This window comes from Neobacillus driksii (genome assembly GCF_013409995.1).
Classification (GTDB): Bacteria; Bacillota; Bacilli; order Bacillales; family Cytobacillaceae; genus Neobacillus; species Neobacillus driksii.
On sequence record NZ_JACCBX010000002.1, the window covers coordinates 493,591 to 515,375 of the forward strand.

Sequence of the window (21,785 nt, forward strand, 5' to 3'; positions counted from 1 at the left end):
TATATCTTATTAAATTAGCACCCATTCAAACAATATATTTTTAGGTCGGAAAATTTTCATTTTACAACCGAAACATACAGTTAGAGATAAGTGGTCTGACTCTTTCAAAAATATTGTAAATTATGATAAAGTAGTAATAAATGATTATGATTTTCTGGAGGAGGCAATATGGCCATTAAAGCAAACACCATCACCTTGGGAGATTTATTTGGAATGAACCCTGAGAATGACAACTTCCTGCAGGCTCATCGAATGTTTATTTCAAGCGCGGATGCCTGGGGAGCTTTAATTAAAGATTTAGTTTTAGCTCTAGGAATTGAAAGAGCCAAACGCTTTCTATTACGTTATGGATATCAATGCGGAAGGCATGAAGCCTTGATGCTGAAGGAAATGTTTAATTGGGAAAATAAAAGGGAATGGATCATGGGAGGGGTTACCATGCATGGCCTTTCCGGACGAACAACATCCGTTCCGATTAAAGTTCATATTGATGCTGAAAATCAGGAATTTGACGTGGAAGGATATTGGAATAATTCTTATGAGGCCCTACAATATTTGCAGCACTTCCCCACACACTCTGAGCCTGTTTGCTACTTTCTTGAAGGGTATGCAAGCGGTTACTGCAGTACCTCTTTCGGCCAAAAAGTGGTTTTTAAAGAAGTCGAGTGTATCGGGAAGGGTGATCCATATTGTCACTTTATTGGAAAAACACTAGATCTATGGGAAGATGAAATTTCACCTGAGTTGGTTGATTATGCACGAGAAGATATTGGGGACGAACTAGATCAAGCACATAAACGAATTGAAAGACAAAGTGAAATTTTAAAACGAGGGAATTTGTTAAGTAACCAATTGACACAAATTGTCTTACAGGGAAAAGGACTTGATTCAATTGCCCAGACACTTGGAAGCAGCTTAAAATGTGGAATCGTTATCTCCAACAAAGATTTCGAAACCCAATCACAATATGGGGATGTATTTGAATATTCCTTAAAAAGCATCATCGAAAAAAAGGAAAATCTTGACTCATCAGACCAGAAAAAAATAATTGAAATGATCCATCATCGAACCACCATTCAACTCAATACTTTAGATAAACAAGGATTTTCTCATTATCCTTTAATCACTCCAATCATAGTACAAAGCCATGTATTTGGTTATATTTCGATTATAAAAAACTCGAAAGAAATGGACGAACTCGAGTCATCTTTTATCGAGCGGGCAGCAAATATTTGTGCACTTCATATCCTAAATGAAAAAACAGCCATTGATACGGAACATAGAATGAAAGGAGAATTACTAGACGAAGTTCTGCTACAGCCAAAGTTAGATTCTAACATAACGAAAAAAATATCTTTTCTAGGCTATAATCTTAACAAACCTCATTATGTGTTTATTTTTCGCTTACAAAATCAATCCTTTGATTTTCAAAGGGATGAATTAGTACATGATGAAAAGGAAGTGATTATGAACATCCTTAGAAAATATTCAGCATCTGCAGGAGAAAATATATTAATCTCGAACTCTTTTGGACAGGTTCAAGCACTTATTTCAGAAGATTTATTGAAGGCTAATAATTGGAGCGAAAAGAAGTTAGGGACATCTATAGTGAAAGAAGTGAAAAATAAATTTCCTTCATCTCGACTAATAATTGGAATCAGCAACAAATGTTTGAATATAAATGAAGTTCACGATGGTTATAAACAAGCGAAAAAGGCTTTAGAAATTGCTCAAATCAACAATGAGAACCAACACGTGTTCCATTTCTCGGCTATTGGACCTATCTCCATTTTATTAGATGCAAGAAATCCACAGGAATTGGAGGACTATGCCAATCATATTTTAGGTACGATCTATCAATATGATATTCAGAAATCCGCAGAACTATTAAAAACTCTTTATTTCTATTTATATAATGAATGCAATTTGCATAAAACAGCCCGCTTCTTGAACTTATCAATTGGAGGGATGCGTTACCGCCTTGCGAATTTAAAAGAACGATTTAACATCGATATGATGAATGCAACAACGCGTCGTGAAGTTCAAATGGCCTTAGACATATATGTAGCATTTGGCAAACTGTCTGCCCTCCTTTTGAACCAAGTGGAAGAAGGTTTAGGAGATTGAGATTTACGAATTAAATAAAGGGACTGACCTAATTGGACAGTCCCTTGCATTTTTTACCATAACTTAGATACATCCTGATCTCATTACAACGATTATGCTTTTACTTCATTTGTAGTATCTAACATCAAACCACCATGGTTGTCTGTGCTTACAGCACCATTTTCATTTGAAAGATTCTTAAGCTTGCTTGTACCGATTAAGCTGGCAATAGCAACAAATGCAATATAAAATCCGATCGAATAAATCGTTCCTGTTGCCTGTATTAAATACGTACAAATCATTGGGGCAATGCCTCCTGCAAAGATAGCAGGGATTTGTGTCCCTAGTGAAGTACCACTATACCGTAACCGGGCTGGAAATGCCTGCGAAGCCAAGGCAGGAAGTGCACCGGTTTGCATACAATGTGGAATCATCGAAATTAACATAGCTGCTGTGATCATAGCTGGTATACCTGTATTCACGAATCCAACAAAAACAAATCCCCAGATAAGTGTTGTAGCCGCCCCCATCATAAATAGACGTTTAATTCCTATTTTATCTGATAGGTAGCCAAATAATGGAATAAAAATACATAATAAGAAACTTGCAGCTGTATTAACATTAACCATATAAGAGGAACTAATATTTACATTATTGATACTGTAATTGATCAAAAAGGTCGTATAAATAGAAAATGGTGCGTTTTCAGATAATTTTGCTAAGCCTGTATAAAAAATCTGTTTTGGATGTTGTTTAATCACATCTAAGACCGGCATTTTAGAAACTGCTTCACCTTCTTGAACTTTGCGGAATGACGGTGTTTCAATAACTTTTGCTCGAATAATAAGTCCTACAGCTAATAACAATAAACTAGCGATAAATGGAATCCTCCAACCCCATACGTAGAAACGATCGCCTGCAAGAGTGATGCACAACCCTATGACAGCCGAGGATAGCAACATCCCTATTCCCACTCCTGCATTAGGGACACTTGCCATAAATCCTTGCTGTTTTTTCTTTCCCCATTCCATTGATAATAGGATGGATCCTGCCCATTCCCCCCCAACACCAACACCCTGTATTAATCTCATTAAAACTAGCAGAATAGGAGCCCATATTCCAATTGAGTTATAGGTTGGAATGAGTCCCATAAAAGCACTGCTCAAACCCATCATCCATAAAGTAACAATCAAAGCGTTCTTCCGGCCAATTCGATCACCAAAATGTCCAAATATAATCGCTCCTATTGGTCTTGCTAAGAAACCGGTTGCAAAAGTTGCGAATGACAGGATTGTTGCGATAAACGGGTCTGAATTCGGAAAAAACAGTTTTGGAAAGATTAAGGCAGAAGCAGTTGCATAAAGTGAAAAGTCATACCACTCAATAATCGCACCAGAGGTTGAACCAACTAGAGCCCTTCTCGCCATTTTTTTGTCTGAAATTTCATTTGCATTCATGCTAGACATCATAAACACCTCCGATAGATTCCTACATTTGCAGGCAAGACTGCCATTGCTTACTTACAAGGTCTTTTCTATTTCTATTACAATAATTTGTACTTCCACCTCTTTCTACTATGAGGATATTATAAACTGATTATAGAATGGATGAGCGATATCTTCTTGTTCATTACGTTTGACTACCTCCTAATAATTCCATATAAGTGTAATTTTATCAGATAGCATTAACAATGTTCATCTAAATAACTACTTTTTCTATAAACTAATTGCATCTAAATGTGTGGATTTAAGTTTGAGCAGGATCATGCACAAGGAAAAGTTGTAATTACAATATGATTTAAGATAATGAATATTCTATGACACCCAACCAAAGTTTTGTATTAAGTTATTTTCATATTAGTCTTTCACTGATATAATAAACGCCATATTGTAATTTAGGGGTGTCGAACGTGATAAGATTTGCACAAGAAAAGGACTTACAAAACATTCTAGATATTTATAATGATGCCGTCCTCCATACTACTGCTGTATATACGTATAAAGCTCAAACACTTGAAAGCCGAGAAATATGGTTTAAACAAAAAATGGATGAAGGTTTTCCAGTTGTTGTATATGAGTTAGATAATAAGGTAGTTGGCTTTGCTACTTTTGGTCCCTTTAGACCATGGCCGGCTTACAAATATTCAATCGAACATTCTATTTATGTAGACAGTAATTATCAAAGGAAAGGGATTGCATCTTCTTTATTAAAAGAGATCATCTCAATCGCGAATGAACGAGAATATAAAACATTAATTGGCGGTATCGATGCTGCAAATGATAAAAGCATTGCCATGCATGAGAAATTTGGTTTCGTCCATGCAGGGACAATTAAAAATGCAGGCTATAAATTCAATACCTGGTTGGATTTAGCTTTTTATCAATTGAACTTAGACGGCCCTAATAAACCTATAGAAGAATAATGAGTTGATTCACCCCCTTAGCCATTGCTTTGGGGGTTATTTTGACAGATTTAAATAGTTTTCTTCATTATTATTGATCCACCTAACTATTTCAGCACATACTTTCTCCGGTTGATCCCATTGGATCATGTGACCCGCCTCCTCAAAAGGAATGATCGTAACGTTTTTTATATCCTTCCTTAATTGAGCAATCCCTTTTTCCCTTGCAGCATGTAATTCTTCAGGTTCAGTAGCATGTAGTAATAATAATGGTGACTGGATATTTGGATAGGCAGTAGAAAACGGCTCTTCAAAAAAGGCCTTTATAATCGATAAAACAGTGAATTTTGAAGCGATTAATTCATACCTTTGGTTGTTCTTGGCAAAAATCGAATTCACCGAATGCTCTATCGATTGATTCCATCGTTTTGTATATGTACGATACTCATTAAGGACATCTTCCCAGGTATTATATTCAGCATTAGCCATGTAAGATTCCCATCCATTGTAAGCCGTTGAAAATGTCATTTCCTCCTGAAATTCGGGGAAAGTATAAGCACCATCAAGTAGAATTACTCCCTTGACTTTTTCAGGGAAAAATTTGGCATACTGTAGTGCAACATCTGCGCCCCACGAATGACCTAGTAGGTAAAATGGCTGGTCTATTAAAGATGTAAAGACCTTTTCATACCATGTGGCGAGGTTGGAAAATAAATAGTCCTCTTCCCTATTAAATGATGTGCTTTTCCCATGCCCAGGCTGATCGATTAACAGCAAATGAAAAAATTTTGATAATTGTTGGCTTAGATTTGTGAAACTGTAGGCTGCACTGCCAGCTAAGCCATGCAAGCAGACAATCAGTGGTTTTTCTGGGTCTCCCTCCGTATAGTAATTTACCTTTTTCCCGTCCAACTCTAAAATGTAATTCTTCATTAAGTACTCTCCCTTTAGATTTACCCTAGATTTCTTAAGACTATTTCAACAAAAAGTACAGGAATCCTTCTTCGTTTTATGAAACATTTTCCTTTCGTTTATGTGGATATACGTATTGGATAGTCCAATCAGGATATAGTAAAAATAAATAAATAGTTCTAAAACAATTGGATAAATGTGGAGGTAACAGCATGGCTAAGAAAAAGGACAAATTTGCAGTTTATTTAGGAAATATCGCTTCAAATTTAAAAGAAAGTGCTAACTTTTTTGCAGATTATAAATTAAAGAATGTCAGTGACCTAAAGACTTTTTCAGAAAAAATGAAGGAATATGAAAACAAAGGAGATTCAATGGTTCATGAAGTATTTAAGGATTTACATAATGCTTTTATTACTTTTATTGAACGTGAGGATATTTTAACTCTTACGATGAGTATGGATGATGTTTTAGATGGTTTAGAGCATACAGCTGCACTATTTGAAATGTATTCGGTGGTAAATGCAGATGATTATATGCTTAGGTTTGTGGACGCAATTAGAAATTGTGCATCTGAAATTGAAACAGCAATTGAAATGCTGGGAACAAAGAAATTACAGGACATGAGAGAACATGCAATAAAAATCAAAGATTTAGAATCCAAATGTGATGGGATTTTAAGGGAATCCATCAAGAGTCTTTTTGTAAATGAAAAAGACCCAATCCGTATTATTCAATATAAGGAAATCTATGAAGAGCTTGAAAATATTGCAGATTACTGTCAATCTGTAGCCAATACATTAGAAACAATCATCATGAAAAACGCTTAGCTACAGCTGAAATACTCGATTGGAGGTTCTAATGACAACATTCATTATTATCTTAATTCTTGCTTTAGTTTTCGAATTCATCAATGGTTTTCATGATACAGCCAACGCGATTGCGATGTCAGTCTCTACCAAGGCTTTGACACCACGATTTGCAGTTGTTTATGCAGGAGTCTTAAATTTTGTTGGTGCTTTAATATCACAAGCTGTTGCAAAATCAATTGGTGGGAAAATCGCAGACCCTTTTCAAATTGAGAACGGAATGTTAATCGTAATAGCCGCCCTAATTGCTGCTATTTTTTGGAACCTTTTAACTTGGTATTATGGAATTCCCTCCTCTTCCTCACACACCTTAATCGGTTCAGTTGCTGGAGCTGTTATTTTTGGATCAGGGTTAGATTCAATTAACTGGGAAGGTTTTACCGATATTATCAAAGCACTAATCATTTCTCCCTTTTTAGCTTTTGGAGTAGGATTTATCCTTATGAAAATATTAGCGATTCTGTTCAGAAACGCAAATCCTTACCGTGCAACACGCGGTTTTCGAGGGTTTCAAATCATTGCTTCAGGCTTAGCGGCATTTTCTCATGGTGGAAATGACGGGCAGAAAACGATGGGGATAATCGTATTTGCATTGGTTGCAGGGGGTTATCAAGCAACCTTAGACGTACCATTTTGGGTACAGGTCACATGTGCAGCCACCATCGGACTTGGGACGATGATTGGTGGTATGCGTATTATTAAAACGGTCGCGAAAAGAATCTTTAAAGTTCAGCCAATCAATGGATTTGCAGCAGATTTATCTTCGTTTGCTGTTTTGCAGGGTGCTACCTTTTTAGGACTGCCGGTATCCACTACACATGTATCTTCTTCATCTATTTTAGGTGTTGGTGCCTCAAAGCGTTTTAAAGGTGTAAACTGGGGAGTAGCCATTAGAATCGTGACCACATGGGTTATAACACTGCCAATTTCTGCATTAATTGCTGGTATCGTTATGATGATCATAAAACTCTTCATTTAAATTTAAGGGGTAACGAAAATAAAATTCGTTACCCATTTTAGATTATTAAGAATGTAAAAAGCTTAATACGGTATCTCTAAAATGATTGGGTTCTTCTAAGTCCGGAAAATGAGCGCTTTCTTTAAAAATCACTAATTCACTATTTCTTAATTCATTATGTATGAGCTTGGAAATGGTTACCCCTGTATTTCGATCAAAAATACCAGTAATAATTAAAGCTTGCTGTTTTATGTGTTTTAACCGGTCTAGTAACGGAGTTTCCATAGGCTGGCCCATGATTACTTTTGCCATTAACCCTGTATTGGTGAGCTGACTTTCTTCCCAAAGCTTTCTGTTCTGAAGCGCTATAGTTTGATTTTGAAATAACAGTCGATCAACTGTTTTGGTATCAACCAAACTCCAAACTTGGTCATATAAACTGCTTATAGGAAGATTTTGTTTTAGCAATTCATTCATTTGTTTTAATAGTTGAGGATCACCAACTGACATAAAGCCAGCAATTTGAATTAATTTCCCCATTTCTAAATCAATTAAACTTGGTCCAGAGAGCACGATCTTGTTGATTTCATTAGGCAGAGCATAGGCAATTTCAAGCGCTAATTCTCCACCGAAGGAGTAGCCTAATAGGTCGACCTTATCTACATCAAGCCACTTTTTTATTTCGCTAAAATCAGATATAAGCTGTTCGATTTTATAATCTTCATCTGATATAGGCTTTTCACTTCTGCCACAGCCGCGCTGTTCATAATAGACGACTGTTCTTTTTTCAGAGAGCGAAGGTCCAATGGTTCTTTCAAAGCTGTAATGGTTTCCGCCAGGGCCGCCGTGAAGAAGAACCAAAGGTGTGGTTTGATGTTCACTCCCCTCAATTTTTATCCAATGTTTAATTGAATTAATTTGTATATGATATTCTCCATTTACCCAGTTCATGAAATATCTCATCCCCAATTTGTTGAATAACTTTCCCCTTCTGCCAGCTTCTTGGTAAGGTCAACAAGTAAAACTTGGATGTTATTTATTAAATTGTAAGCCTTCTTCGGATAATGCTGACCTAAGTTTAGGTAAAGAAGCAGGTCCCATTCCGTGTAATTTCAAAATCTCTTTTTCACTATAGGTTGATAGTTCCTGTAATGATGTTATCCCATTGTTTTCCAATGCTCGTCTTGCTGGTGCGGAGAGCTGTGAGAGAAAACCACTTTTGGGTTTCCGTTCTTGCTCACAGGTCGGACAGGTTGGACAATCACTACTTTTATAATACTTGTGTCCTTCGGGGCAAGTTCTAACATTTTTTTCTGAAGTAGTCATTGCTAAAATCACCTCCACTTGGTATAAAGGCTGTATTTATTTTAATCATAATATATTTATACCTTTATAAAAAATAAATCGCCTTCCTACATACTGCAGCAAAAAACCGGTTTATTCAAGACAATGACTCGTGCTGAATTATTTATGATGTTTTTTAGTATCATTCCTTGGGCGAATGTCATAAGATGTATTCTTCCCAGAATAAGGAGGTATTTCAAATGAGTAATGAATATGAATCAGGTTTTGGTTTTCATTTAATTGTTGTCTTATTTATCCTGTTAATTATTATTTGGGCTGTTTGTTGATTATTGTTGTTGGTATGAATTTGTTAGCCGAATAAATGCAAAACTCGCCAAAATAGTGACTGTCCAATTAAGGCTAGTTTACTATTGGCGAGTTTTTTCTTAGTTTATTAATCAAATGATCCCATTGTTTGGAATAGCTCACTAGATTGTGGAGATACATAAATCGTTCTACTTGGAAAAGCGACTTCTACTCCCTCTTCCTCTAAGATCCCCATAATTGCTAGGTTGATGTCATGTTTTATTTTAACGTGCTCTGCCCAAACGGTTGTATTCGTGAAAAAATATAACAAAATATCAAGACTGCTATCATTATAATGGTCAAATGCTACCATGATGGTATCCGGATGAATTTCTTCGTGAATCCTCAACATTTGCTCAATCCGCTTTACCACTCTTTCAATTTGTTCTTTGGAGGTTTGATAGTTTAACCCTAAGTGGAAAGTAATTCTTCTTTTCCCCATTCGGCTCCAGTTGGTAATCGGTTCGTTTGCCAGTGTTGAATTTGGAACCGTAACGAGCGCTTGGCTAAAGGTTCGAATCTTGGTACTTCTGAAGTTAATATCTTCAACTGTTCCCTCAACACTTGGTGTCAAAATCCAGTCACCAATCGAAAAAGGTTTTTCTGTTACAATAACGATACCACCAATTAGATTCCCAACCGCTTCTTTCGCTGCTAATGCAAAAGCGAGCCCCCCTAAACCAAGTCCTGCGACCAAGCCATTTACGTCATAATCAAATTCCTGACCAATAATACTGATGCTGATCGCAATCATGATTACGCGGATGGTTCTTGAAATAAACGGAAGTAGAATTAAATCTATCTTATTATTAATCTTTTCATTCACGCTAATTAAGATTCCCGTTGTAGGTGAGGATAAGTTAAATAATCCCCATGTAATTAAGACAATGACCATGGAACGTAAGAATTTTAAAAATAACGCATTGTGTTGTTCGATAAAAGGGAAATAATCCATCGCTACATACAACCCTAGAATAATAAAGGCCCATCCTAATGGTCGCTCAAACCCTAAACAGATTTTTGTAAAAAGATCTGTAGGTGTTTTACCTGCCAATTTTAAAATTAGCTGGAATACATACTTCGTAAATATGTTTCGAAACAGGATAAATAATAGCAAGATCCCAATTGAAATCCCTATATCTTTTAACAGTTCATAGTCTAAACGTATACCTAAAAAAGCAATGCCAAATGAATCAAAAGCCATTCACAAAAACCTTCTTTCATAATTCTTAACAGTTACAATGGTTAAAACCATCACATTTCAATATAATAACTTCTTAAACAAGATATTTGAATACAACCAAAGTCTTAGATTTATAATTTTTGAAGTTTATTAATCAAAAAAAGGCTGCATTTTTACCAGCCAGATCTTACAAAATTTTATCAGGTGGTTTTCACTTTATTGATCTCTGTTACAAGAGTTTGTAAGGCGTCACGATTATAAGATTCCTTCATATTTTTCTGGTATTTTTTCTTATCTTTATAGACAGTATTTAAGTTTTCCATTAGCGTTTTACTAGTAAGGTTTTCTTCTTCCAAGGTTAGTGAATAACCCTTATCTTGAAAAACCCTCGCATTTAATATTTGGTCACCTCTACTTTGATTTAAACCTAATGGAATAATAAGCATTGGTATATTTAAGGCAAGAAATTCAAAGATTGCATTAGAACCACCCCTAGTAATAACGATATCCGTAGCAGCTAATATGTCTGATAACTCATCATAAACATATTCGAATTGCTTATACTTAGAAAGGTTTGTTAACTGATCATCCCTGTTATTTTTTCCGCAAATATGAACAACCTGGTAATGTAACGTTAGTTGTTCTAACGATTCCCGGACTACTTCATTTATTTTTTTTGCTCCTAGGCTTCCACCCATAATCGTTAAGATTGGCGTATGTTTATCAAATCCAAGTAATTTTCGTCCATTAACAGCGGAGCCGTTCATTATTTCTTTTCTAATCGGAGAACCAATGACAGTTGTTTTAAACTCTGGGAAGAATTTTTTTGTTTCTTCAAACGAAGTAAAAATCTTCGTTGAAAATCTTTGAGAAATTTTATTCGCTAATCCAGGTGTCAAATCACTTTCATGTATATATATAGGGATTCTTAATGACTTTGCAGCTAAAATAACCGGAACTGAAACAAATCCACCTTTAGAAAATACTAAATTAGGTTTCAATTTTTTTAGAATACTTCTTGCTTCAAAACATCCTTTTGCTACTCGAAATAGATCCACGAAATTTTCAAAGTCTATATACCTTCTAAGTTTCCCGCTGCTTATACCATGATAAGGAATGCTTATTTTTTGAATTAATTCCTTTTCAATTCCATTTATAGACCCGATATACGATATATCCCAATCGTTATGAAGCTCATTAATAATGGCTATGTTTGGCGTTACATGCCCAGCAGAACCACCACCGGTGAATACAATCTTCTTGTTCGCCATAAATCCTCCTGTTTGTTCATGATTATGTAGTACCCATTATACGCTGCTTATATAGGTAAATTCTTCTTCTTTTATTCCTTAGAATAACTCCCCTCCAAATAAAAAAACAAGAAAATTTATTATTTCTTGTCTTTAAGATTAAGTATATGCTTGTTTTTACCTCCTGTGTAGACGCTCACTCTTTTGAACCATCGACAAAAGACATGGTCTCTCTTGCTGAATCGGATTTATTTATTTATTTTTTTATTTTTTTATTTATTTATTTATTTACACTGGTGTGGGCATGGAAAAATATAGATCTGATAGAAACTGCTTTAAACCAGTAAAACAAAATAAATCCTGCCACTTTAATCTTGGCAGGATTTTTATAAATTACATGCGAAATATCATATAGTTAGTTACCAATAAGGACTTTAATCAACCAGCTTTATATTTTTAATAACTATTTTACTATGCGGTATACTTGGAATACTCACCATGCTGTAACTTAAATCTTGATCAGGAATCTCGTAATTCATTCGGTTCATAAGGAGGTCTAGACTAACCTTCATAACTTCTATGGTGAGCCACTCACCGGCACAACGGTGACCCAATAAATAATCACCGCCACCCTGTGGAATAAACCCAAAGGGACTTCCTTCCCAATCAGCAAAGCGCTGTGGATTGAATACATCTGGGTTTTCCCAAATCTTTGGATCGTGATTGGTTCCATAAAGATCCAAATACGTCAAAGTCCCCTCTTCGAATGTAAAGTCATTCCAGACAAATCCTTTTCTAACCTTAGCTGACACAAATGGAAAAAACGGATAATACCGCCGTACCTCTTGCACAAACATTTTCGCATATTTATCATCCTGCACTTTCAGTTTCTCTTTTTCTTCAGGATAATGATGTAAGGACAATAGCGTAAAGTTAAGGAAAATTGAAATCGCAACGATTGGTCTTAAGATATTTATTACTTCAACAGCAGCCGTCTCGGTATCTAGTAGATTTCCATCTGAATCGCGAAACCAGGCAAAGCTATGTAAGGCCGTATTTTCCGGTGGCGTTTCTTTCCCATCCCGTACCTTATCAATAAGTTCTCCTACCCACTTTTCTACTCGATTCCGCGCATTTCTTCCTTTCCAATGATCCGGACCAATGGCTGCTGGAGACTCAAATAATGCCACTAAATCATTAGGAAAATCTTCGATTCATTTTCTGGTACAGTTACACCTGCCCAACGACAAGCGGACGTGGAGAGAATTTTCTGCACTTCTTCGTAAAAGACAATCTCATCCATTTGCTCCCACTTTTTTGCGGCAGATATCCACTCTTCTTTAACCAGGTCGGCTAACCCTTTTATATTAGTAGGGGACATTAGCGCCATAAACATTTCCTTACGACGTCTGTGGTGTTCTCCATCTAGTGTTTGAATCCCCTTCTTGCCAAATAAGGTTTCGACCAGCCGATGAGGTGCTGAACCTTCTCTTTGAAACTTTTCTGGGTCGTAAAAAATCTCTGCTGCTTCTTTTCCTCCCATGCAGATCGCCTTCTTACCGAGTAAACGGGTTTCAAAAACATCGCAGTTAAAACTGCGGCGACGATTTAAAATATATAGATAACCTTCTCTCATAAGGCTGATTGTGTGGTCTATTCCATCTTCATGCGGCATTGAAGCTGACAAAGGATCATCCCCATTTTTGTAAGATTTACCTGTATTATTTGTAAATTCCTTCCTGATTTATGCACAGTAGAGCTTATATGTAGTCTTCAAAAAGAAATGCGTCTCTACAAAAGTAGAAACGCATCCTATAGATTCATTATTTATTTTTCATGTTTTTAGCTTCGGTTAATATGGTTTGAAATAGCATTTTAACACTTTGATTTTTTGCTAATCTAGGACTTTGACCGGACCAAAGTGATAGGTAGTCTGGGTTTTGTTGAGAAGATGAAGCTTTTCTTATAGACTGAGTAAGTGCATTTTGAACCGGGAAATCTGGTAATGAATCTTCGTGTTTCTCCATTTCATCAATAAATTTATTTTTTATTCCTCTTGCATATTTACCAGAAAAAGCTCGAGTTAAGACAGTCTGGTCCTCTTTTGCATGGATAATAGCTTCTTTGTATATCGGATGCGCTCCACTTTCGATACACGTTAAAAATGCAGTCCCCATTTGAACTCCCATTGCACCTAAGCATAGAGAAGCCATTAAACCTCTTCCGTCCATAATTCCACCAGTAGCTATAACCGGAATGCTGACATGATCGACAACTTGTGGAATGAGTGACATTAAACCTATTAAACTATCTTGAGTTGATCTAATAAAGTTACCGCGGTGTCCCCCCGCTTCACTGCCTTGCACCACAACCATATCCATTCCTGACTTTTCAACTTCAATGGCTTCTTCCACTGTTGTAGCTGTTCCAATCACAAAAATATTATTTTGTTTTAATTCCGAAATAACTGCCTCAGAAGGAATACCAAATGTAAAGGAACAAACTGGAACGCTTTCTTCTATGATAACCTTGATTTGTTTGTTAAATGTTTTAAATTCCTGATAGCATGTTGGGATTTCATTGTTAGGACCTTTGTTTATATGTAATTCATTACGAATGGGCTGTAATAGCTGATTGGCTAATTTCACTTCACTTTCAGCGTAAGCAAATTCGTTTGGAACAAATAAATTTATACCAAATGGCTTGGGTGTGAACTGCTTTATTTCTATGATTTGTTCTCGGATCTGATTTGGAGTCATATAGCCAGCGCCTATCATTCCAAGACCTCCAGCATTCGAAACCTCAGCTACTAGTTTCGAAGTCGTTATTCCTCCCGCCATCGGAGCTTGAATGATTGGATACTCGATTTTTAAAAGCTCAGTCATTTTGTTTTTTAACATCGATTACACCTCGTAGATTATATTTTTCTGGATATACTTACTCTTCCTATTTTTTAAGTGCAATGCAGTCTTCGCAAACAAATTTCCCTTCGTTTCTTAAATAGGCTTTGATTTCTGTAAAACCTTTACGTTTAGGATATTTCATTTTTACAAAGACGATCTCATCTTCCTTAATTTCTTTCTCACAAACCATGCATTTTGGTTTATCCCACAACATGAGCAAACGGCCTCCTGTTCTAACAAACATTGTAATTACTGTTTAAATTTGTATATAACCATATTATTAGTTTATTAGGATAACAGCAATACGAACGAACTAAAACAATTCTTCTAACTTATAAAAAAAATGGGCACCTGAAAAGATATCTTCTCAGAAACCAGTGTAACCATACTCATATGATATCGTCTACTTTAGAGAGATAAGAATTGCAGCATACAATCAGGCACTGGACGAAACTCAATAATTTTATTGTCATCAAGAAAGGATGATTGTTATGTTTCTATCAAAAAGGTTTTTTTATATTCTAATTAGTTTTATGGTGTTCCTACTGTTTTTCACACCCAGAATGATTTCTCCAATGACGAAACATGAGTCTGTATTTGCAGCACAGATAAAAACAGAGAAAAAACAAAAGGAAAAGGTCAAAATGACGGTTGAATATAAAGGTAAGATCTATCGTGATCTGGAGACACACTATTACCTATTTTCAACTTCTAAGAAAGGAACCATTGACATCAGTTGGGGACCGGATACACTTGGATCCGATTATATCATCACTGATAAAAACTGGTCAGCGATGTATGGAAATGGCAATGAATTGCCAGCAGGAGATTATATGTTAGTGATAACATCAAATCCAGCTGAATCACCAGAAGACCCTTCCCTGATTTCCTATCATTTCATCCTAAAAGGGCTTACGTTTAAGGAAGCACCTGATACTACACTCCCAAAACTAACCATTGAAAGTCCTGCCCAGATTGTGACACACCTTCCTGCAGGAGAACATGATGTCACATTCAAAGGATGCTCGGATGCTGCTAGTCTAAATTTTACAGACGAGGAGACCACAGAACAGTTACCAAATTCATTTGAAAAGAGTATTCATTTTGATGAATCTTCGCCTAACTATCGTACCTACCGGATTACCGCAACTAATGCAACAGGCAACAGCGTTAATCGATATTTTGAGTTTATTTATGATGGTGGAATTTCGGAATAAACTAGAAGGTTCGTGATTTTGAATGGTAAAAGGTTACTATACAAGTGACCATAAACCCTTGTTTAGTAGCCTTATTACATTATTTATAAGGATGGTCACAATTTTCGGGCTTCATGAACCCTTCATGAGACCATTCTTTCGCAATAGCTAATGATTTTGGGCTTCATGAACCCTTCATGAAGCCACTTTTTAGAAATAACTGATGTTTTTGGGCTTCATAAACCTTTCATGAGACCACTTTTTTGAAATAATTGATGATTTTGGGCTTCATGAACCCTTCATGAAGCCACTTTTTCGAAGTAACTGATGATTTTGGGCTTCATAAACCTTTCATGAGACCACTTTTTAGAAATAATTGATGATTTTGGGCTTCATGAACCCTTCATGAAGCCACTTTTTCGAAGTAACTGATGATTTCGGGCTTCATGAACCCTTCATGACCAAATCTATTATCCATTTCTGGTTCGATAGCAAAAATCTCTAGACGTATGTCTAGGGATAATGATTTATTTTATACTGCCCTGTATAGGCGCAGTTGACTTTTCAAACGTAAATCCTTCATACCCATTCTCGGCAATTTCTGTACATTTTTGACGGTATGCACCGACGCCGCCTAAATAGATTAAGAATCTGCGAGTCTTACCAGGGATGTTGGCCCCGGTATACCAGGATTCTGTCTTCGTGAATAGTGTGGCTTCCGCAACTTCCCGGCAATGCTTGCTCCATGCTTCTTCTGCTTCCACATTTGCTTCCACAGTTTCCAAGTTATTTGCAACCATGTATTCAATACAATCCGAGACCCATTCCACATGCTGCTCAATGGAAGCCGGCATATTACTTAGAACAGAGGGACTTTCTGGTCCGGTAATCATGAAGAAATTTGGGAATCCGGCATTGGCAACGCCGAGGTAGGTTCGTGTATTTTCTCCCCCATTCCATTTTTCCTTCAATGACACATCATCTTTACCGCGAATGTCCATTTTTAACAGTGGGCCTGTCATGCCATCAAAGCCAGTAGCGAACACAATGGCATCGAGTTCAAATTCTCCTTCAGTCGTACGAATTCCCTTTTCCGTAATTTCTACAATTGGATTTTTCTTCACATCGACTAATGAAACATTATCTCGGTTATACGTTTCATAGTAATCGGTGTCGATAATCGGACGCTTGGTTCCATAAAAATAGGTAGGTAAAAGCTTTTCTGCGACATCCGGTTTTGTAACAATGGAACGTATTTTAGAGCGGATGAATTCGGCTGCGTGTTCATTGGCTTCTGGATTAATGGTAATGTCATAGAACGAGGTAAAGATACCTTGACCGCCAACCTCCCATGCCTCTTCAAACTTCGCCAACCGTTCTTCAGGAGTTACCTCAAGCGCTGAATTGGTAGGCACTTCTGCAGGTGCTCCTCCTGCGGATTCTCGTATTTGCTTCTTAATTTCGTGGAAGTTCTCTTTTGCCTCTCGGATATATTCTGCGTCATAAGGGTGATTTCTAGCAGGTGCACTATATTGCGGTGTCCGCTGGAAGACGGTTAGATGAGCTGCTTCTTCAGCGATAACCGGAATCGCTTGAACGCCGCTCGAACCAGTTCCCACAATCCCAACCCGTTTGCCTGTAAAGTCAACCTTTGTGTGCGGCCAATGCCCTGTGTGGTACCAATCTCCCTTATAGTTTTCTAAGCCATTAAATTTAGGTAGGTTTGATGCAGAAAGACATCCCACACCCGTGATAAAGTACTTAGCTGAAACGCATGTACCATCGTTTAGAGAAATCTGCCATCTCTTACTGTCTTCATCATATTGTGCTGCCTGTACCCGGGTCTCAAACTGAATGTCGGTTCTCAAATTGAATTTATCAGCAACAAAGTTAAGATATTTTAAAATCTCAGGCTGCTCCGGATACCGTGAAGACCATGTCCATTCACGATAAAGCTCCTCTGAAAAGGTATAATTATAGTAGATACTTTCCGAGTCACAGCGTGCCCCAGGGTAACGATTCCAATACCAGGTACCGCCAACACCATCGGCGGCCTCGTATACTCGAGTCGATAAACCTGCTTCACGTAAGCGATAAAGCACATACATACCTGAAAAGCCTGCACCAATTACAACTGCGTCAAAACTTGCAATTTGATTCGCTTCTTGTTTAGATGACATTAGCATTTCCCTCCTAATATAAGGTTCAGATACAGCTTCTATCTTAATTAGACTCTACTTACCTCTTGATCTACCTTTGCTAAAAAGGAAGCAAATTTATCAATCGACCCTTTAATATCTTCCGGGAAAACCGCCATATTCGTAAAGAAACCATGGATTAAGCCTTCCTCACGTGAAGTTTCCACATACACTCCAGCTTCCCGAAGCCGTTCTGCATAGGCCTCCCCTTCATCTCTTAATACATCATACTCTGCAGTCAGGACAAAAGCAGGCGGGAGATTACGTAAATCTTCAGCCAAAATAGGTGCGACAAGTACGTTCTTAGCGTCCTCGTCATTACGGATATAGTAATTGCCAAACCAAATCATAAGGTCTCTGTCTAAACCAAATCCTTCTTTAAATTGCTCATAGGAAGGGGAATCATAACTTAAGGCCGTAACAGGATAGATAAGTACTTGACCAGCAATGGTAGGTCCGTTTTCTTCTCGTGACTTTAAGGTCATGGCAGCAGCAAGATTGCCGCCCGCACTATCACCGCCTACGACAACATTGGAAGCGTTTGCATTTAAAGCCGCAGCATTTTCACTTACCCATTGTAAAGCAGCATAGGAATCTTCAACCGGTACAGGGAACTTATATTCAGGTGCAAGTCGATAATCGACAGAGACGACAATCCTTTGGGTTTTATTTGCCAACATTCTGCAACTGGCATCAGCTGTAGCGATATCGCCTATTACCCAGCCGCCGCCATGGTAATATACAAAAACCGGGAAAGGACCCTGCCCTTCCGGTGTATAAATTCTCACATTAATTTCTCCGTCTTGAACGGGTACAAGGCGATCTTCAATCTTTGCAAGTGGTGCTAGTTCTACCTCTACTGGAGGTGCCATCGCAAACATATCTCTTACAGTTTGTGGTTCTAATGAAGCGATTGGCGGCATTTGCTTAAATGCCTCTAGGTAGAGTTGTGATTGTGGTTTTAAATTTGCCATTGTCATCTTCCCTTCGTTTTAAAAGTTTTCATCTTTTTTTGTATAAGCATAGTAAGTACTATCTAAATAATAAAATATTTTGTATAATTTGAATATTCCTAATTTTATATCTACCGATTCCCCCAAAAGGAGATGATAATTTGGCTTCACAGTATACCTTGATGGAAAAAGTTGGCCAGCTGGAGGAAACTGCTAGTCATGAGGAGAAGTTGTATAAAATATTAGAATTATACATGTCAATCTACCCTGTACGGAATTCGTATTTATTCCGCTTCTCACCTTTAGGGTATTTGGGTGAAGGAATTATCATGTTAAACACCACTGGCATTGTCTACATAAACGATATCCGGGACAACATTCGTACTTTGCCCATCATTTACTCTGCAATCTTAGAAAGAAGAGCCAAGTATTGCTCTGGGATTGAATTTTTAAAACAAACGAGCAGCAAGTATATCCTTACTCCCAACGTAAATTCAATGGCTGTAACCCCGATTTGTTTTGATAAAGTGGTGATCGGCTACATATGTACCACAGAATTTTCTAATCATGCTGTAATCGATGAACAGACACTTACCTCTCTTACTGATTACGGGAGAATAGTTGGAAATTACATGGAAAAGACCAACACCTTGGACGAAACACCAAATTTAAGTAAAAGAGAATTAGAGGTAATGAGAAAGATTTCTTGGGGAGAAAGCATGAAGGAAATGGCTGATGCGATGGATATAAGTGAATTAACCGTAAAGCAATATGTGAAGTCAGCAATCAAAAAGCTTGGTGCACATAATCGTTCTCATGCAGTAAGTGAACTTTTAAGAAGAGGTATTATTTCTTAAATAAAATGTAAACGCTTACTATCTATATTTGTTAATTAGATTACACATCATATATGTTTCTTTTTTCCTACTTTTCGTTATAATATAGATAGACATCATCACAAACTAAAAAGACCGAACATGGTGCAACATGTCGGTCCTGCAATAGACGGTCTCTCAATAGGATCGGCTAGTATGCGTATAAATAATCCACCCGAGGCTTCCAAACTCATGGGTGGGTTATTTTTTTTGATTAAACGTCAGAATGGCAATGACTAAACTAGTAAAACCAAACATAATCATGAACGTTTCAAAAATTGTCAAACAGCAGCACCCCCTTTCCAATGGGAGCATGCCGACACTATTGAGACACCTATTCTATGCCTTTCTAGTATATCATAAAACTATTTAAAACAAGAACATATATTCGTATATTCTATAATAAAAACTAAAGCATACCTTTTAACTTTCGTTAAAAACGAAAAGACAACTATTTAAGAGGAGGATTTCGTGAACATGGTTGCAATCTGAACAACAATCAATGCGAAAATAGTTAAACTATGTAAGCAGATCGTCTAAAGCAAGCTTTAGAATCGGGAACGTGAATTCAAACCCATAGTCTATTAACCTTTGAGGTACTACATGCTGCCCCTCCAAAACGAGTGCACTTTTTTGCCCAAGGACCATTTTCATAGCGAAAGAAGGAACAGGAATCCAGTGTGGACGATGTAACACCGAGGCAATAGTCTTTCCAAAATCGTCCATCTGAACGGGTGATGGTGAAGTAACATTGACGGGTCCTCGCAAGTCTTCATTTACAAGGGCAAATACGATAGCGCGGACAACATCCAAAACATGAACCCAGGATACCCATTGTTCACCCGAACCTACTTTTCCGCCCACAAATAAACGGTATGGCAGTGCCATGAGTGGCAGAGCACCTTCCTCTTTACCGAGCACGACACCGAATCTCATGAAAACCGCACGAACAGAATGTTCTTCTACTCGGTTCGCTTTGTTTTCCCAATCTCGAACCGTCTTCCCTAAAAAATCATTTGCTCGATCTGTCGAAACTTCCGTATAGACATTTTTTATTGAGGCAGGATAAATGCCGATGGCACTTGCACTGACCAGAACTGAAGGTTTTTCGGGTAGCAAGGAGATGATTCTTAGTAACTCGTCTGTTGCAGTCATCCGACTTTCATAGATTTGTTTCTGATGGTTCTCACTCCATCTGCCAGCGTTGATGGAAACACCAGCTAAGTTAATAAAGGCATCTGCATGTCTGATATCCTTTTCTGGTTGAGCGCCTTCCTCTAGCCACTTTACAAATTGGACTTTCCCGGAAGATTCACGATTACCTCTTGTTAAAATCACAATAGAATGCCCTTCTGTTAGAAGCATGTCTGTTAACTTTTTACCGATAAAACCTGTACCGCCGGCAATAACAATCTTCATTTTATCTCCCCCAATTGGCCCGTCGTCCAGCAATCCTGCTTTTAATGGAAACTATTATTATTGTATGATTACTCTATAGTTCCTTCTTACATGTCACCATTATAAAGTTGATGGAAGGTTTATTTTCCATGTTCTTATTTGGTTCGTCTATTTCTGAAAACTCTACCAGCCCATATTTTTCAAAATCTCCTTTTACAGAGTCAGAATCATAAAAAAACATTTTCACGCCTTCCATAATCTCATAATAGTCTTTATCAAGTTGTTTGCCCTTTCCAAACATTGGGGCGTCTTTTGAAACAGTTGTAAAAATCATATAGCCATTTGGTTTTAATTGATTGTAGCAATCCTTAATAAATTTCTCTCTCTCATGTGCATTCAATAAATGAAGAAGTGCATAGCAAAAGATACCGTCATAAAGTTTATTGTCAAAAGGCATATCCGTTACCGAACCATGGAAAATATCAATATTAAGCCCGTTCTGCCTCGCCAATTCGATTGCCGTTTTTGAAATCTCAATTCCTGTTACGTTAATTCCATTATCGATAAACACCTTCGCATTTCTACCATATCCAATACCTGGTATCAGTATGTCGTTAACGTCCTTTTGAAGAAAGAAGTCCTTAGTCAAAATTGCGGAGTCAGAAGGTTCAAATCCCCACATCGTTTCTTTTTCAATAAAGCTTGATTCCCAGAACTCCATCAATATCGATCTCCTTTGGAATTAAAATGTATTGATATGTATCATGATTAACGCTAATGTTAAACATTCCCCAATCCAGTTCTTCTAAATTATATCGGGGTACTGCTGCCTCATCTTTTTATCTGCCAGCCTACAAATTATACCATTTTAAGACCAGAAAAATTCGAATTTACTCTATAGACTCAATTTGAATGTAATAAAGCCCCAATAAACAA

At 37.2% G+C, this 21,785-nt stretch carries 20 protein-coding genes and 1 pseudogene; 7 read left to right on the forward strand and 14 right to left on the reverse strand.

Going from position 1 to position 21,785, the window contains the following annotated elements:
- Positions 1–168: 168 nt before the first annotated feature.
- A complete protein-coding gene (locus F4694_RS05660; RefSeq protein WP_179595911.1) occupies positions 169–2,127 on the forward strand; it encodes a XylR N-terminal domain-containing protein in 1,959 nt (652 codons plus the stop codon).
- Positions 2,128–2,219: 92 nt separating this feature from the next.
- Here F4694_RS05660 and F4694_RS05665 read toward each other — a convergent pair whose 3' ends face one another.
- Positions 2,220–3,572 (reverse strand): MFS transporter, encoded by a 1,353-nt coding sequence (locus F4694_RS05665; protein WP_257029140.1) that lies wholly within the window; start codon positions 3,570–3,572, stop codon positions 2,220–2,222.
- 443 nt (positions 3,573–4,015) lie between these two features.
- On the opposite strand from F4694_RS05665, the gene F4694_RS05670 reads away from it, so the two are divergent.
- Positions 4,016–4,528: a GNAT family N-acetyltransferase gene (locus F4694_RS05670; protein ID WP_179595912.1), complete on the forward strand. Its 513-nt coding sequence runs from the start codon at positions 4,016–4,018 to the stop codon at positions 4,526–4,528.
- Between the two features lie 36 nt (positions 4,529–4,564).
- On the opposite strand, the gene F4694_RS05675 is transcribed toward F4694_RS05670, so the two are convergent.
- Positions 4,565–5,440: an alpha/beta fold hydrolase gene (locus F4694_RS05675; protein ID WP_179595913.1), complete on the reverse strand. Its 876-nt coding sequence runs from the start codon at positions 5,438–5,440 to the stop codon at positions 4,565–4,567.
- Positions 5,441–5,631: 191 nt separating this feature from the next.
- Here F4694_RS05675 and F4694_RS05680 point away from each other — a divergent pair, with 191 nt between their 5' ends.
- Both F4694_RS05680 and F4694_RS05685 read left to right on the forward strand, forming a co-directional pair.
- Positions 5,632–6,246 (forward strand): DUF47 domain-containing protein, encoded by a 615-nt coding sequence (locus F4694_RS05680; protein ID WP_179595914.1) that lies wholly within the window; start codon positions 5,632–5,634, stop codon positions 6,244–6,246.
- A gap of 31 nt (positions 6,247–6,277) precedes the next feature.
- Positions 6,278–7,264, forward strand: coding sequence for an inorganic phosphate transporter (locus F4694_RS05685; RefSeq protein WP_179595915.1), 987 nt, complete (start codon positions 6,278–6,280; stop codon positions 7,262–7,264).
- Positions 7,265–7,309: 45 nt separating this feature from the next.
- On the opposite strand, the gene F4694_RS05690 is transcribed toward F4694_RS05685, so the two are convergent.
- Both F4694_RS05690 and F4694_RS05695 read right to left on the reverse strand, forming a co-directional pair.
- Positions 7,310–8,194: an alpha/beta fold hydrolase gene (locus F4694_RS05690; protein WP_179595916.1), complete on the reverse strand. Its 885-nt coding sequence runs from the start codon at positions 8,192–8,194 to the stop codon at positions 7,310–7,312.
- Between the two features lie 81 nt (positions 8,195–8,275).
- Positions 8,276–8,569, reverse strand: a complete 294-nt coding sequence (locus F4694_RS05695; protein ID WP_179595917.1) for an RNA polymerase alpha subunit C-terminal domain-containing protein — start codon at positions 8,567–8,569, stop codon at positions 8,276–8,278.
- A 218-nt stretch (positions 8,570–8,787) separates the two neighbouring features.
- Between F4694_RS05695 and F4694_RS05700 the strand changes: the two genes are divergently transcribed.
- Entirely contained in the window at positions 8,788–8,874 is an 87-nt protein-coding gene (locus F4694_RS05700; RefSeq protein WP_179596029.1) for a YjcZ family sporulation protein, read from the forward strand.
- Between the two features lie 107 nt (positions 8,875–8,981).
- On the opposite strand, the gene F4694_RS05705 is transcribed toward F4694_RS05700, so the two are convergent.
- The 5 genes and pseudogenes from F4694_RS05705 to F4694_RS05725 all read right to left on the reverse strand — a co-directional run bounded on the left by F4694_RS05705 (position 8,982) and on the right by F4694_RS05725 (position 14,443).
- A complete protein-coding gene (locus tag F4694_RS05705) occupies positions 8,982–10,097 on the reverse strand; it encodes a mechanosensitive ion channel family protein (RefSeq protein ID WP_179595918.1) in 1,116 nt (371 codons plus the stop codon).
- Positions 10,098–10,276: 179 nt separating this feature from the next.
- On the reverse strand, positions 10,277–11,347 hold the full coding sequence (locus F4694_RS05710; protein WP_179595919.1) for an undecaprenyldiphospho-muramoylpentapeptide beta-N-acetylglucosaminyltransferase: 1,071 nt from the start codon (positions 11,345–11,347) through the stop codon (positions 10,277–10,279).
- Between the two features lie 413 nt (positions 11,348–11,760).
- Positions 11,761–13,001: pseudogene (locus F4694_RS05715) on the reverse strand (cytochrome P450).
- 148 nt (positions 13,002–13,149) lie between these two features.
- Positions 13,150–14,226 (reverse strand): NAD(P)H-dependent flavin oxidoreductase, encoded by a 1,077-nt coding sequence (locus F4694_RS05720; protein WP_179595920.1) that lies wholly within the window; start codon positions 14,224–14,226, stop codon positions 13,150–13,152.
- Between the two features lie 46 nt (positions 14,227–14,272).
- The gene (locus F4694_RS05725; protein ID WP_179595921.1) at positions 14,273–14,443 is read right to left on the reverse strand and encodes a Fe3+ hydroxamate ABC transporter substrate-binding protein; all 171 of its coding nucleotides are present in this window, start codon (positions 14,441–14,443) and stop codon (positions 14,273–14,275) included.
- Between the two features lie 361 nt (positions 14,444–14,804).
- Here F4694_RS05725 and F4694_RS05730 point away from each other — a divergent pair, with 361 nt between their 5' ends.
- Positions 14,805–15,446 (forward strand): hypothetical protein, encoded by a 642-nt coding sequence (locus tag F4694_RS05730; protein WP_179595922.1) that lies wholly within the window; start codon positions 14,805–14,807, stop codon positions 15,444–15,446.
- Positions 15,447–15,952: 506 nt separating this feature from the next.
- Here the strand turns inward: F4694_RS05730 and F4694_RS05735 are convergent.
- The gene (locus F4694_RS05735) at positions 15,953–17,605 is read right to left on the reverse strand and encodes a flavin-containing monooxygenase (RefSeq protein ID WP_179595923.1); all 1,653 of its coding nucleotides are present in this window, start codon (positions 17,603–17,605) and stop codon (positions 15,953–15,955) included.
- A gap of 47 nt (positions 17,606–17,652) precedes the next feature.
- Positions 17,653–18,597 carry an alpha/beta hydrolase gene (locus F4694_RS05740; protein WP_179595924.1) on the reverse strand — a complete coding sequence of 315 codons (945 nt, stop codon included), beginning with the start codon at positions 18,595–18,597 and terminating at the stop codon, positions 17,653–17,655.
- 140 nt (positions 18,598–18,737) lie between these two features.
- On the opposite strand from F4694_RS05740, the gene F4694_RS05745 reads away from it, so the two are divergent.
- Entirely contained in the window at positions 18,738–19,433 is a 696-nt protein-coding gene (locus F4694_RS05745) for a helix-turn-helix transcriptional regulator (protein WP_179595925.1), read from the forward strand.
- 219 nt (positions 19,434–19,652) lie between these two features.
- Here the strand turns inward: F4694_RS05745 and F4694_RS32925 are convergent, their stop codons facing one another.
- The 3 genes from F4694_RS32925 to F4694_RS05755 form a co-directional block, all read right to left on the reverse strand.
- The gene (locus F4694_RS32925) at positions 19,653–19,766 is read right to left on the reverse strand and encodes a putative holin-like toxin (RefSeq protein WP_374757408.1); all 114 of its coding nucleotides are present in this window, start codon (positions 19,764–19,766) and stop codon (positions 19,653–19,655) included.
- 204 nt (positions 19,767–19,970) lie between these two features.
- Positions 19,971–20,870, reverse strand: a complete 900-nt coding sequence (locus tag F4694_RS05750) for a TIGR01777 family oxidoreductase (protein ID WP_179595926.1) — start codon at positions 20,868–20,870, stop codon at positions 19,971–19,973.
- A 73-nt stretch (positions 20,871–20,943) separates the two neighbouring features.
- Positions 20,944–21,570: a class I SAM-dependent methyltransferase gene (locus F4694_RS05755; protein ID WP_179595927.1), complete on the reverse strand. Its 627-nt coding sequence runs from the start codon at positions 21,568–21,570 to the stop codon at positions 20,944–20,946.
- Between the last annotated feature and the right edge of the window lie 215 nt (positions 21,571–21,785).

Excerpts from the sequence above, each read along its gene's own strand:
- F4694_RS05660 (WP_179595911.1), top strand. The coding sequence starts at position 169 with ATGGCCATTAAAGCAAACACCATCACCTTGGGAGATTTATTTGGAATG.
- F4694_RS05665 (WP_257029140.1), bottom strand. The coding sequence starts at position 3,572 with ATGTCTAGCATGAATGCAAATGAAATTTCAGACAAAAAAATGGCGAGA.
- F4694_RS05675 (WP_179595913.1), bottom strand. The coding sequence starts at position 5,440 with ATGAAGAATTACATTTTAGAGTTGGACGGGAAAAAGGTAAATTACTAT.
- F4694_RS05680 (WP_179595914.1), top strand. The coding sequence starts at position 5,632 with ATGGCTAAGAAAAAGGACAAATTTGCAGTTTATTTAGGAAATATCGCT.
- F4694_RS05685 (WP_179595915.1), top strand. The coding sequence starts at position 6,278 with ATGACAACATTCATTATTATCTTAATTCTTGCTTTAGTTTTCGAATTC.
- F4694_RS05690 (WP_179595916.1), bottom strand. The coding sequence starts at position 8,194 with ATGAACTGGGTAAATGGAGAATATCATATACAAATTAATTCAATTAAA.
- F4694_RS05695 (WP_179595917.1), bottom strand. The coding sequence starts at position 8,569 with ATGACTACTTCAGAAAAAAATGTTAGAACTTGCCCCGAAGGACACAAG.
- F4694_RS05700 (WP_179596029.1), top strand. The coding sequence starts at position 8,788 with ATGAGTAATGAATATGAATCAGGTTTTGGTTTTCATTTAATTGTTGTC.
- F4694_RS05705 (WP_179595918.1), bottom strand. The coding sequence starts at position 10,097 with ATGGCTTTTGATTCATTTGGCATTGCTTTTTTAGGTATACGTTTAGAC.
- F4694_RS05710 (WP_179595919.1), bottom strand. The coding sequence starts at position 11,347 with ATGGCGAACAAGAAGATTGTATTCACCGGTGGTGGTTCTGCTGGGCAT.
- F4694_RS05720 (WP_179595920.1), bottom strand. The coding sequence starts at position 14,226 with ATGTTAAAAAACAAAATGACTGAGCTTTTAAAAATCGAGTATCCAATC.
- F4694_RS05725 (WP_179595921.1), bottom strand. The coding sequence starts at position 14,443 with ATGTTGTGGGATAAACCAAAATGCATGGTTTGTGAGAAAGAAATTAAG.
- F4694_RS05730 (WP_179595922.1), top strand. The coding sequence starts at position 14,805 with ATGACGAAACATGAGTCTGTATTTGCAGCACAGATAAAAACAGAGAAA.
- F4694_RS05735 (WP_179595923.1), bottom strand. The coding sequence starts at position 17,605 with ATGTCATCTAAACAAGAAGCGAATCAAATTGCAAGTTTTGACGCAGTT.
- F4694_RS05740 (WP_179595924.1), bottom strand. The coding sequence starts at position 18,597 with ATGGCAAATTTAAAACCACAATCACAACTCTACCTAGAGGCATTTAAG.
- F4694_RS32925 (WP_374757408.1), bottom strand. The coding sequence starts at position 19,766 with ATGCTCCCATTGGAAAGGGGGTGCTGCTGTTTGACAATTTTTGAAACG.
- F4694_RS05750 (WP_179595926.1), bottom strand. The coding sequence starts at position 20,870 with ATGAAGATTGTTATTGCCGGCGGTACAGGTTTTATCGGTAAAAAGTTA.
- F4694_RS05755 (WP_179595927.1), bottom strand. The coding sequence starts at position 21,570 with ATGGAGTTCTGGGAATCAAGCTTTATTGAAAAAGAAACGATGTGGGGA.